Annotated in this window: 13 protein-coding genes and 1 pseudogene; 8 read left to right on the top strand and 6 right to left on the bottom strand. The window is 46.0% G+C overall.

All coding sequences use genetic code 11. The features are described from left to right. The first annotated feature begins 170 nt into the window (after positions 1-170). A complete protein-coding gene (gene grpE / locus C6W44_RS04835; RefSeq protein WP_105244442.1) occupies positions 171-770 on the top strand; it encodes a nucleotide exchange factor GrpE in 600 nt (199 codons plus the stop codon). A gap of 197 nt (positions 771-967) precedes the next feature. Beyond that, the gene (gene dnaK / locus C6W44_RS04830; RefSeq protein WP_105244441.1) at positions 968-2,905 is read left to right on the top strand and encodes a molecular chaperone DnaK; all 1,938 of its coding nucleotides are present in this window, start codon (positions 968-970) and stop codon (positions 2,903-2,905) included. Positions 2,906-3,009: 104 nt separating this feature from the next. Here the strand turns inward: dnaK and C6W44_RS04825 are convergent, their stop codons facing one another. The 3 genes from C6W44_RS04825 to C6W44_RS04820 all read right to left on the bottom strand — a co-directional run bounded on the left by C6W44_RS04825 (position 3,010) and on the right by C6W44_RS04820 (position 5,185). Continuing rightward, a complete protein-coding gene (locus C6W44_RS04825; protein ID WP_264755608.1) occupies positions 3,010-3,633 on the bottom strand; it encodes a biotin synthase in 624 nt (207 codons plus the stop codon). 31 nt (positions 3,634-3,664) lie between these two features. Beyond that, positions 3,665-3,817, bottom strand: a complete 153-nt coding sequence (locus tag C6W44_RS13545) for a hypothetical protein (protein ID WP_227526492.1) — start codon at positions 3,815-3,817, stop codon at positions 3,665-3,667. A 117-nt stretch (positions 3,818-3,934) separates the two neighbouring features. Next, positions 3,935-5,185: an 8-amino-7-oxononanoate synthase gene (locus tag C6W44_RS04820; RefSeq protein ID WP_105246462.1), complete on the bottom strand. Its 1,251-nt coding sequence runs from the start codon at positions 5,183-5,185 to the stop codon at positions 3,935-3,937. 420 nt (positions 5,186-5,605) lie between these two features. Between C6W44_RS04820 and C6W44_RS04815 the strand changes: the two genes are divergently transcribed. The 3 genes from C6W44_RS04815 to C6W44_RS04805 all read left to right on the top strand — a co-directional run bounded on the left by C6W44_RS04815 (position 5,606) and on the right by C6W44_RS04805 (position 7,790). Beyond that, positions 5,606-6,160: a porin family protein gene (locus C6W44_RS04815; protein ID WP_105244440.1), complete on the top strand. Its 555-nt coding sequence runs from the start codon at positions 5,606-5,608 to the stop codon at positions 6,158-6,160. Between the two features lie 232 nt (positions 6,161-6,392). Beyond that, positions 6,393-6,890, top strand: a complete 498-nt coding sequence (locus C6W44_RS04810) for an NfeD family protein (RefSeq protein ID WP_105246459.1) — start codon at positions 6,393-6,395, stop codon at positions 6,888-6,890. A 39-nt stretch (positions 6,891-6,929) separates the two neighbouring features. Beyond that, positions 6,930-7,790 (top strand): SPFH domain-containing protein, encoded by an 861-nt coding sequence (locus C6W44_RS04805; protein ID WP_075101278.1) that lies wholly within the window; start codon positions 6,930-6,932, stop codon positions 7,788-7,790. A gap of 88 nt (positions 7,791-7,878) precedes the next feature. Here the strand turns inward: C6W44_RS04805 and hemN are convergent, their stop codons facing one another. The 3 genes from hemN to C6W44_RS04790 all read right to left on the bottom strand — a co-directional run bounded on the left by hemN (position 7,879) and on the right by C6W44_RS04790 (position 10,526). Further along, the gene (hemN, locus tag C6W44_RS04800; RefSeq protein ID WP_413772335.1) at positions 7,879-9,339 is read right to left on the bottom strand and encodes an oxygen-independent coproporphyrinogen III oxidase; all 1,461 of its coding nucleotides are present in this window, start codon (positions 9,337-9,339) and stop codon (positions 7,879-7,881) included. Between the two features lie 354 nt (positions 9,340-9,693). Beyond that, the gene (locus tag C6W44_RS04795; RefSeq protein WP_264755607.1) at positions 9,694-10,287 is read right to left on the bottom strand and encodes a penicillin acylase family protein; all 594 of its coding nucleotides are present in this window, start codon (positions 10,285-10,287) and stop codon (positions 9,694-9,696) included. Beyond that, entirely contained in the window at positions 10,281-10,526 is a 246-nt protein-coding gene (locus C6W44_RS04790) for a hypothetical protein (RefSeq protein ID WP_105244437.1), read from the bottom strand. The genes C6W44_RS04795 and C6W44_RS04790 overlap by 7 nt, the downstream gene beginning before the upstream one ends. A 291-nt stretch (positions 10,527-10,817) precedes the next feature. Between C6W44_RS04790 and C6W44_RS04785 the strand changes: the two are divergent. The 3 genes and pseudogenes from C6W44_RS04785 to C6W44_RS04775 form a co-directional block, all read left to right on the top strand. Beyond that, positions 10,818-11,771: pseudogene (locus C6W44_RS04785) on the top strand (YifB family Mg chelatase-like AAA ATPase); the annotation flags it as partial. A 136-nt stretch (positions 11,772-11,907) separates the two neighbouring features. Beyond that, positions 11,908-13,077 (top strand): hypothetical protein, encoded by a 1,170-nt coding sequence (locus C6W44_RS04780; protein ID WP_105244435.1) that lies wholly within the window; start codon positions 11,908-11,910, stop codon positions 13,075-13,077. A gap of 200 nt (positions 13,078-13,277) precedes the next feature. Next, positions 13,278-14,443, top strand: a protein-coding gene (locus C6W44_RS04775; RefSeq protein WP_105244434.1) for an IS3 family transposase whose coding sequence is annotated in 2 segments (ribosomal slippage) — positions 13,278-13,536 and positions 13,536-14,443 — 1,167 coding nt in all. Because the reading frame shifts where the segments join, the coding sequence is not laid out codon by codon here. Positions 14,444-14,458: the final 15 nt, after the last annotated feature.

Below are 14,458 nucleotides of genomic sequence, written 5' to 3'. Positions count from 1 at the left end.
GTCCTCATCACCTTTATCAATCAGCTATCAAAGCATATTCGCAAAAAATCAGTGATATCTGTTGATTATCTAATAAAAGCGCAGACTAATAAGAGCACAGCATGACTTGCTGCCAGCAGGTTTGTTGTGCCATACATCAATCGTCATTATTAAAATTCTAAGGAGCTATCATGAGCGAGCAAAACAATAACCACAAATCCCCTGAGCACAATGTGGCGCACGACAACGTCGAGCATAATGACAGTGTTTTAGAAGAAACCATGCAAGAGTTTGATCCAAAAAACAATTCAGCTGAAAAAGTCACCATCGACAACGAAATCGATATCGACACTTTCAAAGCACGTATTGCTGAGCTCGAAGGCGAGGTCAAGCAGGCCCGTGAGACCACCGCCCGTGCCAATGCCGAAGCTTACAATGCGCAAAAACGCATGGAGCAAGAAGCCGATAAAAGCAAAAAATTTGCCCTACAAAAATTTGCCAAAGAGCTATTGGAAGTCGTTGATAATCTAGAGCGTGCGATTGAAAACGCCGACGCCAGCGATCCGGTTACCGAAGGCGTGCAACTGACGCACAAAGCCCTGCTGTCTGTCCTCAACAAAAACGGTATCGAAGTGATTGACCCACAAGGTGAAAAGTTCAATGCCGATGTTCACGAAGCGGTGGGTATCGATGCCGATGCCGACGCTGATGTGGTCGGTACAGTGCTACAAAAAGGCTATAGCCTAAATGGTCGCCTACTACGTCCAGCGATGGTACGCGTGGGTCAGTAGGACTTTTTACTTGATTTTAAGCATCTAAACCTTACTTATATAAAGGGTTTTGACAAAAAATCACACAAAAGACAATTTTTGCTTGATGATTGCCTTGAAAAAACCGACAGGCAAACCGATATATAGCAATAAGTGACCGACTATGGTCTGAAGATATAAGTAGTTATATTTAAAATATACATTAGGAGCATTTGATTATGGGTAAAGTAATTGGTATTGACTTGGGTACAACCAACTCATGTGTGGCAGTGATGGAAGGTGACAAAGTCAAAGTCATCGAAAACGCTGAAGGTACCCGTACCACACCTTCTATCGTCGCTTATAAAGACGACGAAATCCTCGTTGGTCAATCGGCTAAGCGTCAAGCGGTCACCAACCCAAAAAACACTTTGTTTGCGATCAAGCGTCTGATCGGTCGCCGTTTTGATGACAAAGTGGTACAAAAAGACATCGGCATGGTGCCATACAAAATCGCCAAAGCGGATAACGGTGATGCTTGGGTAGAAGTAAACGGTAAAAAACTAGCGCCACCACAGGTTTCTGCTGAAATCTTGAAAAAAATGAAAAAAACAGCAGAAGACTATTTGGGCGAAAAAGTAACAGAAGCGGTCGTAACCGTACCTGCTTACTTCAACGACTCACAGCGTCAAGCCACCAAAGATGCCGGTAAAATCGCCGGTCTTGATGTAAAACGTATCATCAACGAACCAACTGCTGCGGCACTTGCTTATGGTATGGACAAAAAGCAAGGCGATAGCACGGTTGCTGTATATGACTTGGGCGGTGGTACTTTTGATATCTCAATCATTGAGATTGCAGATGTAGACGGTGAGCAACAGTTTGAAGTACTAGCGACCAATGGTGACACATTCCTTGGCGGTGAAGACTTTGACTCAGCATTGATTGATTACTTGGTCGATGAATTCAAAAAAGAGCAAGACGTCAACCTAAAAGGTGACTCACTTGCGATGCAGCGTCTAAAAGAAGCAGCGGAAAAAGCAAAAATCGAGCTATCAAGCGCTCAAAGCACTGAAGTGAACTTACCATACATCACTGCTGACAGCAGTGGTCCTAAGCACTTGGTCATCACTATCAGCCGCTCTAAGCTTGAGAGCTTAACCGAAGATCTGGTACAGCGTACCATGGGTCCTTGTAAGATTGCCCTTGAAGATGCTGGCCTAAAAGTCGGCGACATCAACGACGTGATCTTGGTCGGTGGTCAGACTCGTATGCCACTTGTACAACAAAAAGTACAAGAGTTCTTCGGTCAAGAGCCACGTAAAGACGTAAACCCTGACGAAGCAGTAGCAGCGGGTGCCGCGATTCAAGGTGCGGTATTGTCTGGTGACAAAACTGACGTTTTATTGCTTGATGTGACACCATTGACGCTTGGTATTGAGACGATGGGCGGCGTAATGACCCCAATCATCGAGAAAAACACCATGATTCCTACCAAGAAATCACAAGTGTTCTCAACAGCAGAAGACAACCAGCCTGCGGTAACCATTCAGGTTTACCAAGGCGAGCGTAAAATCGCTAACCAAAACAAACTGCTTGGCCGCTTTGACTTAACAGATATTCCACCAGCGCCGCGTGGTCTGCCACAAATCGAAGTGACTTTCGATATCAACGCTGATGGTATCATGAACATCTCAGCGACTGACAAAGGTACTGGTAAAGCGCAAAGCATCCAGATCAAAGCAGACTCTGGCTTGTCGGATGAAGAAGTTGAGCAAATGGTACGAGACGCTGAAGCCAACGCAGCTGAAGATGAGAAGTTTGCAAATCTGGCGCAAGTTCGTAACGAAGCGGATGGTCGTATCCATGCGGTACAAAAAGCGCTAAAAGAAGCGGGTGATAAAGTCACTGAAGAAGAAAAATCATCAGTAGAAGCGGCAATCTCTGAGTTAGAAACAGCGACTAAAGAAGATGATCATGACGACATCAAAGCCAAACTTGAAGCGCTAGACAATGCTTTCTTGCCTATCAGCCAAAAAATCTATGCTGATAGCGGTGCAGGCGCAGAAGGTATGGATCCAAGCCAGTTCCAGCAAGGCGCGGATGCAGCAAGTAACAACCAAGCCGATGATGATGTTGTCGATGCTGAATTTACAGAAGTAGACGACAAAAAATAAAACGGCTGATAAGCTGACTGTTGATTAATGTGACATAAAAACGCACCTTTCGAGGTGCGTTTTTTTATGGCAGTTACTCATTTGATCAACGACCGATATTTGGTTCAAGTAAGCTGGGCGCTAATAATCAGTGCTTCATAAGTGAGTATAACACCAGCGTCTCCCGCCTCATCTATCACCGAAAAATGCTGCCAGTAGCGCCGCTCAAATTGCTGTAAGCTCGATTTGTTCCAAATGAAAGCCACGCGCGGGCTGGCTTTGTTTTGCGTTTGATTGGTCGATACACCAGTGAGTTTCATATGTTTGAGTACCGCATAAGGACTAAAAAATGTCACATCAAAGCGCCGTGTCGATAGCGCAATATTGTCAAACCCAGCGTGATGCAATGCCAAGCGCCATTGCTGCATGTCAGGATAGTGAAGCCCTTGACCAGTCAGGGCTTTGATTTGCAAAAAATTATTAGGCGTAAAGGTGCTAAAGGCCAGCTGGCCACCTGCTTGGAGGCGAGAGGCAGAGTGGGCAACAAAGCTGAGAGGATTATCAAACCATTGCACAGCATTGGCGCTGACAATCAAACTATGTTCTCCTTTGAAGTCGATAGTTTCAGCGTCGCCGATGGCGATCTGAGCATTTGGCAAAATGCTTTGCAGGGTAGCTGTTTGCTCGGCGCATAGCTCATTGATCAACCAGTGCTGGCTTTGAATGTGCTCGGCTAATAGGCGGGTCATCTGACCTGTACCTGCGCCAATCTCTAAGACGCTATCTTGTGTTCTTTTTTGAGATGGTCGCCAGCAAGTCGTGACAGATCTTTTGCTGGATAGTGGCGTGCTCATCATAATGACTGGCATTGGCAAAATGGCGCGCGATGGTTTGCTTTCTGTGATCTAGCTTGAGTGCGGCTGAGTGTGTCATCTATGCTATTACATCCTCTCGGCGAGCCATTTTTCCTAAACCATATCATCGTCTGTGACTGATCGTAAGGCATCTGTACGTTATTACCAGTAGCGATTCAACCTATATTTAAGACAACTACAGTTGCTGAATTAACCGCTCACAGTCATCATAGGTCAGTTTGGCATTCATTACGAGACGAATGCGCGCGCTGTTGGCAGGCACCGTAGGCGGCCTAATAGGCAGTGCATAAAACCCAGCGGCCTGTAGCTGCTGGGCTTTGGCCAGTGTGCGCGCATTATCGCCCAATATATAAGGGACGATCGGCGAGGTATAGGCGGTGCTGGCTGCGCTGGTAGAGTATTTGAGGGCAATGGCCTCGCTCAGCTCGGTAGACAGTAGCGCCAAATGCGTCCGTGCCGGTGTCAAGCTTGGCATTTTGGCCAACACAAAACGTGTCCAAGCATGGTTGATGGGCGGCAATGCGGTACTAAAGATCAGTGAACGCATGCGATTGACCAGCCAGCGCTTGATAGTTTCATCACACATGATATAAGCGCCAACGGAGGCAAATGCCTTGCCAAAGGTACCAACCAAATAATCAATCTGCCCGAGTGTCTGCGTTTCCTCTGCCAGTCCAAGCCCTGTCTCCCCTAGGACCCCGATGGCATGAGCTTCGTCGACATACAGCTCAATACGCGCATCTTGAGCTTTTATTTGTACCAGTTGTTGTAAGTCTGCGCGATCACCATCCATACTAAACACGCTTTCGGTCACGATAATGATGCGCCTGATATCGTCATCAGCTTGCTCGATAAGCAGAGCCAGATGAGCGTAGTCATTATGACGATAACGGCGATAGCCAACGGTTTTGTTTTGGCTAAGGCGCAGCCCATCGATGATACTGGCGTGCACCAGCTTATCTGCTAATACCAGCGTTTTGATGGGTAAGGCGGTCAGCGCGGGCAAAATACCGATATTGGCATGGTAGCCGCTGTTAAATACCAACACAGATTTTGGCCTACTCAGATTGCTAGGGCTGCTAGGACTATTAGAGGCATCTTCTTGACACACTGCCGTTTGATACCATGCTTGCATCTCAAGCTCTAAGGCTTGTAACTGCGTGTCGTCTCCTGTGAGTAGCCGTGAGGAGGTGGCACTCATCTTAGGATAATGCGTGTCAGCCAATTGATCCATCTGCTCAAAAAACGCTCTTTGTAGGCTACTGTCGCTGCCCAAGCCCAGATAGTCATTACTGGCGATGTTTAGTAAGCGTTTGCCTTGATAAACAACATAGCGCCCATCATGTGCCAGCGTAGGTATCTGCCGATACTGCTCATTTTTCTTTAACGTCTGTAGTGCTTGCTCCAGCTCGTCCTTGAGGGTCATCATCTATTTTTCCTGTTATTTTGATAAAACAAAGCGATTTTTTGGCCTTTTTCGGTCTCTTTGTCCCTTGCGGCTAGGGCATGTATTCTATCAAGCGATAATCGTCTAACTGGGTGAAACATGAGGATACGCTCGGTAAAACCTAGTGCTCAAATACACGCGCTGCCATCGCTTTCGGTGAAATAAGTAGGAATTATTGCACAAAAACGGAGGTTGTAACAAAAGATTTCATATCTTTGCCTTTGTAACCCACCCGCTGATAAATACTTGCAAATCTTAACTCTCACACCATCAAACACTGACAGAGTGTTTGAAATAGTTTGTTACTATATATTCATCGTTAGCAAACAAGGCGATACGGCCAAATGGTCAATACAACTAAATAACTTGTTTGTCCAAATTTACTTGAAGGAGCTAATAATGAAAACTCTACAAAAAACTATACTTGCACTAGCAACTGGTTCTTTACTTACTGTAGGTGCAAACGCCGCTGTCACTTATGGTAACGGCTACACTGGTCAACCATACGTTGGTGCTAAGATCGGTCAATTTGATCTAGACGTCAATGATGCTGATGATCCAACGGCTTATGGTATCTATGGGGGTTATAATTTTGACCCTAACTTTGGTATCGAAGCTGAGTATGTCGGCTCAGATGATGCAGATTATCGCGGTGGCGATATTGATGCTAAGTCTTATGGCGCTTATGGTACTTACCGCTATCAGTTCCCAAATACAGGGTTATACGCCAAAGGTAAACTAGGTGTGGCAAAAACTGAGATAGAAGGGGACTATACGCGCAATATTGGCAATACTGAAATCAGAACCGAGACGTATTCGGACAGTGATACGAGCCTAGCAGGCGGTGTTGGTCTTGGTTATTCAGTGAATCCAAACTTTAGCGTTGAAGCTGAATACGACAAGTTGGGAAGTGATGCTGATCTAATGACTGTTGGTGCTCAGCTGAAGTTCTAAGGCATTGATTGACCACACCTTATATTTATATATCAAACAGAAAACGATCGCTTTGGCGGTCGTTTTTTTATGTGGCAAAGGTTATTCGGCGCTTTTTGATTTCATCTAAGATATGGGCGTTGTGTTATGAGTGGTATATATTGACGATTTTTAAGAGGTTATAAACGCTCAAAATATGCTACATTGAAAGCTAGGATAGCAAGCTAGGATGATTCAAACAGGGTGGGTGGCAATGATGGAGATGTTTTTGATGATTGAGCCTTGGCATTGGTTGGTACTGGGCTTTTTGTTGCTGATTGTTGAGATGTTTGTACCGACATTCGCCAGCCTGTGGTTTGGTGCCGCTGCCATTATTGTTGCAGCACTGGCTTGGCTCTTGCCGATTTCTCTTTTTGTGCAAGTTGTCATTTGGTTGGTGCTGTCGGCGGTGTTTTTAGTGGCATGGTTTAAGTTTATCAAGCCTTTATCAGTGGACCGTACCAAAGCTGGATTGGGCGGTGGTGTCATCGTGGGTGAGACAGGGATGATTGTGCTATCACCGCAGCCCGAGCGCGCAGGTATCGTGCGCTTTAGTGTCCCTATCGTTGGCGCGGCAGAGTGGATGTGCCGCACCACAGGAGAGGAGATTGCAGTTGGTGAGCGGGTGGTGGTGACAGATATCGTGGGCAATGAGCTGATCGTCAGAAGTATGCAGTCGCCTACGCTGAGCCAAAAAAATAGGCAATTTTGACTGCCAGTCAAATACAATTATCAATTATAGGGATGAGTTATGGAAAGCTTTAGCATTGTGATGGTGGTGTTAATTGCACTGGTAGTCTTTACCGTGTTTAAAGGGGTGCGCATCGTACCGCAAGGTTATAAGTGGGTGGTGCAGCGACTGGGTAAATATAGCCAGACGCTAGAGCCTGGTCTCAACCTTATTATTCCTTATGTCGATGACGTCGCGTATAAAGTCACCACCAAAGACATCGTACTTGATATTCCATCGCAAGAAGTTATCACCCGTGATAACGTGGTAATCATCGCCAACGCGGTGGCTTATATCAATATCGTCCGCCCCGATAAGGCGGTCTATGGTATCGAAGATTATGAGTATGGTATCCGTAATCTGGTACAGACTTCCCTGCGCTCGATCATCGGTGAGATGGATTTGGATAACGCACTATCTAGTCGTGAGGAGATTAAAACCAAGCTCAAGCATGCCATCTCAGAAGACATCGCTGATTGGGGTATCACACTCAAAACAGTCGAGATTCAAGATATCAACCCCTCAGATACGATGCAAGCGTCAATGGAAGAGCAGGCCGCAGCAGAGCGTCTGCGCCGTGCGACAGTGACGCGTGCCGATGGACAAAAACAAGCCGCTATCTTAGAAGCAGATGGTCGCCTAGAAGCCTCTCGTCGTGATGCTGAAGCGCAAGTGGTGCTGGCCAAAGGCTCTGAGGAGTCCATTCGTCTGATTACCGCTGCGATGGGCGATGAAGAGATGCCGATTGTTTATCTGCTAGGCGAGCAGTACATCAAGTCGATACGTCAGCTTGCAGAGTCTGATAACTCAAAAATGGTGGTACTGCCTGCCGACATCTTGAGCACGGTTAAGGGCATGGTCGGCGATAAGTTTAAGGTGTAACAACGCTACGGTTGAGCGCTCATATTGACATAACAAAAGACCTCAAAAACGAGGTCTTTTTTGTGCATAAAGTATTTTTTAAAGTACGTTAAATCACTTTAGAAAAGCGGTTTTTGTGCTTTTTGTCCAAATATTCATCAAACACCATGGCGACGTTGCGACCGAGTAGACGACCTTTTGGCAGCACACGAATACCAGCGGCATCCATATCGATAAGTCTGTCCTCTTGCATCGCGCCTAACTGCGCAATCTCATCAATAAAATAGGTGATGGCATCGATACCAAATTTTTGATTGACGTCTTTAAAGTCGATGTAGTCGTGACACAGCAGATTCATGATCACATACTCGCGCAAGCGATCTTTGATAGAGGTTTTGATCACTTTGACCGCAGGCATAATGGCCAGATTGTGCTGCGCGGCATCGATGGTGGCTTGATAAGCTTGCAGGTCGGTATCGTTTTGCAAGATATAGCGGCTATTGGCATTGGCGATTTGACTGATCGATGAGACCCCAAAGCCGAGCAAATCACAGTCGCCCATGATGGTATAACCCTGAAAATTGCGATGCAACTTACCCTCGCGCTGTGCCACAGCCAGCTCGTCATCGGGCTTGGCAAAGTGGTCGATGCCGATGTATTGATAGCCTGCCTCGGTGAGCGTGTTAATGGTGTTGCCCAGCATGGTCAGTTTGGCTGCAGGGCTAGGTAAATCCGCTTCTTTGATTTGGCGCTGGGCTTTAAAGCGCTCCGGCAGATGCGCGTAGTTAAACACCGACAGCCGGTCGGGTGCCATCTCGATGATGCGGCGTACGGTTTGCTCCAATGTCTCAGGCGTTTGATGCGGCAGACCGTAGATCAGATCGATATTGATAGAATGAAAGCCCAATTCGCGTGCTTCAGTAAGTACGTTTTCGATTAATTCCGCTGAATGCACTCGGTTGACGGCGATTTGGACGCTCTCATCTAAGTCTTGTACTCCTAAGCTGATGCGGTTAAAGCCCAGATCGCGTAGAACCTGGAGGGTGTTGCCGCTCAGCTCACGCGGATCAATCTCGATAGAGTAGTCGCCTTCGTCATCACTCAAAAACTCAAACTGGGTTTGTAAAAACTCCCACAGCTGTACCATCTCCTCGTCACGCAAAAAAGTTGGCGTACCCCCGCCTAAATGCAGCTGCTTGACGACTGGGTTCTTGCCACCTTCAGTGGTCAATAAGCGCCGCTTGAGTTTAATCTCAGCGATGAGATACTCTAAGTAGTCGCCTGAGTCGCTATTTTTCTTAGTGATGATTTTATTACAAGCGCAGTAATAGCAAAGGTGGCGACAAAACGGAATGTGAAAGTATAAAGACAGTGGCGCCCGCGCTTCACGATTTTTTAGAATTTTGGTCTCTAAATCTACTGGTATCGGGGTAAACTCCAGCGCTGTTGGATAAGAGGTATAACGTGGCCCTGAGCGATTGTATTTTTGGATCATCGCTTCATCAAACGCTGGCAGCTGCTTGCTGGTGATACTGCCGCGCGTACTGGCATATGGGTTGTCAGGCTGCATGACAGGGCGCGTGGTCGTCGGCTGCTCGTCAGCGCGGTTGTAGGGCTGCTGAATATCTGGTTGTGAGTATTCTGTCATACGGCATTCCTCGGGTTGACCATACAGGCTGCGGTTTTGGGTGTCGCTTTTGGTTGTATAGAGATGACTGACTTGCTACCGCTAGTATAACAAATCCCTACCAGTAGTGGGGAGACGACTTATAGCAGTTGGGTAAGGATTGGGATGTGGAGAAGTGATAGCGGGGGTGTAAAGGCTTAGAATTGCTACGCTTTTGAAACGGCGCTTGCTCAGCAGAAAAAAAGACCTCAGCGGTGTGGTCTGAGGTCTTTTGATAAGGTTAAATAGCAGTTGGTTTTACTCGGTTAATTGCAGCGTATCGCCCACCGCGTGAGTTGCAATCTCACCGGCACTAAACGGCAGGCGAATCCAATCTTTTGCAGAGTAACGCCGCGTCTGGTCACGGTGATAAGGGCGTGTGCTATCCGCGGATTGCGAATACGCCAGTAAGGCGTTGACCACAGGACCTTTGTCATCAAACGTCACCGCTTGCATATATGTCGGGCCGTTATTGATAAAGGCATACTCGCTGGCATCGGCGTTTGGTGCTGGGCCGCGCGCTACGTTAAAGACGCCTTCACGTCCTTGGCCGCCATGCATCGGAATACGCTCGTTGTTTTTGCTGGCATCAAGGGTGTATTGTAGCTCGCCCAATGTGGCATCGAGCGCCACGCCATTGTTTTGAAAGTAGGCAATCGCATCTGCCAAGGCGGCACGGGTGCCCGCTGTGATTTTAAGATCGCGCGTTGTGTTGATAGGGTCAGACTCATCAAACGGCACATCAAAGGCATCATCAGTGGTTTCGGTAAAGTCGACATTGCGCCAAAACTCTCTAAAGACATGAGCGCCCCTACTGTCTAAGTTATTACGGCGGTCCCAATTGCTCAGCACTGTGCAGGCTTGGGTCGCGTCGATACTGCCACCGCTCGATAACGTCCTTTTGCGGTGATATGCGGAATGCCAAACTCGGTGCGCTGGATGTCCACCTCGTAGGGGGTCGTGGGCTGGGCGGTATCAGCGTTATTAAAACTGTTGTCACTATCCGAACAACCGAATAGAGCTAAGGAGACGGCCACTGTCAGTAGCGTAAGGGTCGGCACACGCCGATGATTAAGCACATTGATGCTCATAACTTATCCATCCTTGGTTGGTTAAAAAAAGCGTGGTACATAAAGCTCGACTCAATCAGCTTTATGAGGCAATAACATCCTTTTATTGCGCATGCGTTTAAGACTAGGGTTGAGATTAAGACGTATCTATTCATCATATAATAATATAGAAGCGTGATGCTGGTGCTGCCTTATTTAACGCATCGGTATTAAATGATATTAACATTGAAAACAAAGCGAGTGAGACACGACATTTGCGCACTGATAATTAATGTTTTATTATCGATTGATTCCCTATATTAGGAAGTACTGATGTCGTTTGCCCAAGTCTATACCCGCTCAGTCGTCGGGCTGCATGCCCCCAAGGTCATCATTGAGGTGCATTTATCGCAAGGCTTGCCTGCACTCACCATTGTGGGTTTGCCAGAGGCGGCCGTCCGTGAGAGTAAGGATCGCGTACGCTCCGCCATCTTAAACTCAGGCTTTCAGTTTCCCAATCGTCGTCTAACCATCAACTTAGCGCCAGCGGACCTGCCAAAAGATGGCGCGCGGCTGGATTTACCGATTGCGATTGGTATCTTAGCGGCGAGTGGTCAGATCGAGCCTGAGAGCTTGTCCACGTTTGAGTTTATCGGCGAGCTGGCGCTAAATGGCGAGCTGCGCCAAGTCAGCGGCAGTTTGGCAGTAGCACGGGCGATAAAATCAGAAGGGGTAACGGCGCGGTTAGGGCAGATGACAACGACAGCTGACTCAAAAAGCTGCGCGCAAAAAGAAGATCAGAAAGAAGCAAGCGCGCAAACACTGCCGCAGTTGATCGTGCCCATGGATAATGGTGCTGAGGCCAGCCGCGTCGAGGGTGTAGATGTGTTGGCCGCCGAGAGCTTGCAGGCTGTGTGTGAGCACTTACAGTCACTGACTGACCCAAACGCGACCTCTCAGCGTTTACCCATTGTCACGCCCAGCACCGTGCAGCGGCATGTCGGCTATCAGGTAGATTTGGCTGATGTCAAAGGCCAGCATCATGCCAGACGGGCATTAGAGATTGCGGCAGCAGGCGGTCATTCGTTACTGTTTACAGGGCCGCCTGGCTCTGGCAAGACCCTGATGGCATCGAGATTGCCGACCATCTTGCCAGATTTGAGTGATGAGGAGGCGCTGGAGGTAGCCAGCATTTACTCGGTGGCAGACAGTGATTATGATTATGGTACACGGCCCTTTCGTCAAGTGCATCACACCATATCGGCAGTGGCGCTGGTGGGCGGTGGCTGTCAGTTCCAACAATTGATGTCATATTCCAAGAATAGATGTCATAAACCCATCTTTGATACTCTCTATTTTCTTAAAATAACTCTCACTAAAATAGCTAACTCGCGACCCAACACAAATAGATTGGGAGTGAGCTATGTTTGATACGTTATTCAAGAGTAATGGTAAAAAGGTTAAGTATATGGGTATGGTAAATATCCGAAAATATTTTGAGGTATGTCTAGGGAGTTATTATAATCCAAAGACTGAGTATGTCGTACTGTGGTATGGGAAAATATACTATTATCGTAGACGTAAAACGGTTCAAGTGTACTTTCTAAATTCTACTACCAAAAAACAAGTTGTAGTCGGAGTATCAATCAAATCAATATTAAAGTTACCTATAGGGTCTATTTGGGTTGATGGTATCTGTGAGGAGAAGTACGATTTTGAAACATTATATACCACGTTAGATGCATATAACGATAAGCAACAAGAACGCCCAAACCTTACATATACTAACCATTTTGGTATTTCAGCGAATAAAGGCAATTATATTCTTGAGCCTGATAACTATCCAGTTGATGACATTAAAACAGACTCTAATACAAACCTCGTTGTACAGACTGGTAATACTAAAATAGTTATCCCATCGGTTTTATTTTTTGTTGCACACTATGGGGTATCGAAAGAAATCAATAAAGTTCTAATTAGTTATCACAAAGAAGAAGCCGAAGAAAGGTTGAATATAAATGATAACTACGGTGATCTGATTACCATACCTGATCGATGTGTAATTGCCGACGCTGTATTTTTATTCTATTTGAAAACAAATGGTTATACTAAAAAAGTAGTTTGGAATCTCAATTCAAGAATGCTTAGAAATGATAGGCAGTACCTTTCTCTAATGGCTCAGCCTTATCATAAGCAAGAAATTCAACTTAAGATATCAGGTTTGAAGATTGATGATCAGACCATACTTTGTACCGAAATTTTAGGTATGTCTATGCCACAGGGATCTGAAATAGAGTATAGGATAGATAAGCCTAATTCTGCCACATACGGTGAAGGTGTTGAACCTCAAACATTAAAGTTTCAACCAATCTACAACACTATTGAATCTGATGAAATAATATTAGAGGCTCAAAGAGATGCTAATAATATAACCACTGCTGTAGTAAGGCATAGAATAGAGCAGATAGGTCAGATAAGGGCGCTTGTAAAGAGCGAGGATTTAACTTTAGATGAAGTTATAGATATTTGTAACTCAAAGATTATAAGGTTGCCTCAAAACGAGCCTGACGCTTTTTCAGATGGAGAGGATTGAGCTATGCTGAAGAAACCGTACAACTAAACTTGGTAAACTAAGCGTATTAACTGGAGTTTACCATGACCAAGAAAGTAAGAACCTACAGTGACGAATTTAAAGCAGAAGCCGTTAAGAAGATAGCAGACAATAACNTGAGCTATGCTGAAGAAACCGTACAACTAAACTTGGTAAACTAAGCGTATTAACTGGAGTTTACCATGACCAAGAAAGTAAGAACCTACAGTGACGAATTTAAAGCAGAAGCCGTTAAGAAGATAGCAGACAATAACGGTAATGTTTCAGCCACAGCCAAGCAACTTGGCATAGCGATGCAAACGTTATCGAACTGGCAGAACAAAGCCAATCAAGGCAAGCTTATTGGCACAGAGCAATATGATCCTGATCTTATGAGTGCTCTTCAAGAAATAAAGCAGCTCAAGCGGCAGCTTAAAGTAGCTGAAGAGGAGCGCGAAATTCTAAAAAAGGCGACGGCGTACTTTGCAAGGCACAGCTAGTCAGGTACGCCTTCATCAAAGATAACCAGCACCTTTTTCGCATCACCACTATGTGCCGCGTGCTAAGTGTTAAGCATTCAAGTTACTACGACTGGCTGGGTCGTAATCTCAGCGACCAACAGATACATCGCAATCAGTGTGAACTACTGGTTAAAGTCGCTCATACTCAGACCAAGCAGTGCTATGGCGTAGATCGACTGCATGCCCACCTAAGAGCGCAAGGGTACGATATCAGCCAATATATGGTTAGGAGCATCAAAGAAGAATACGGCATTAAATGCCGTCTTCACAAGCGCTTTAAAGTCACCACTGACTCCGATCATAACAAGCTGGTTTATCCAAACGTGCTGGATCAGAAGTTTGATGCAAACCGTCCTAATGAAGTATGGGTAAGCGATATTACTTATATCTGGACTGCTGAGGGCTGGCTGTACTTGGCAGGCGTTAAAGATTTATACACCAAAGAGCTTGTTGGTTATGCGATCAACAAACGCATGACTGCTGACTTAGTATGCCGTGCACTCAATATGGCAATTAAAAATAAACGACCCAGCAAAGGGCTAATCGTTCACTCTGACAGAGGCAGCCAGTATTGCAGCCATGCCTACCACAAGATCGTTAAGCAGCATCAGTTTACAGGTTCAATGAGCGCTAAAGGTAATTGCTTCGACAATGCTCCAATAGAAAGCTTCTGGGGCGTCTTAAAGAATGAGCTGGTATATCACCAGGATTATAAGACTAGATTTACAGCTATCAACGATATCATTAGATACATCGAGCTGTACTACAACCAAACAAGGATTCAAAAGGGTTTGGGCTATAAATCGCCAAGACAGGTGTGGTTTGATTATTATCGTCAGGCTGCGTAACTAAAATCTCCCAAG

This window comes from Psychrobacter sp. Marseille-P5312, assembly GCF_900291405.1.
Taxonomy (GTDB): domain Bacteria; phylum Pseudomonadota; class Gammaproteobacteria; order Pseudomonadales; family Moraxellaceae; genus Psychrobacter; species Psychrobacter celer.
This window is presented reverse-complemented; position numbering and strand designations above follow the sequence as displayed.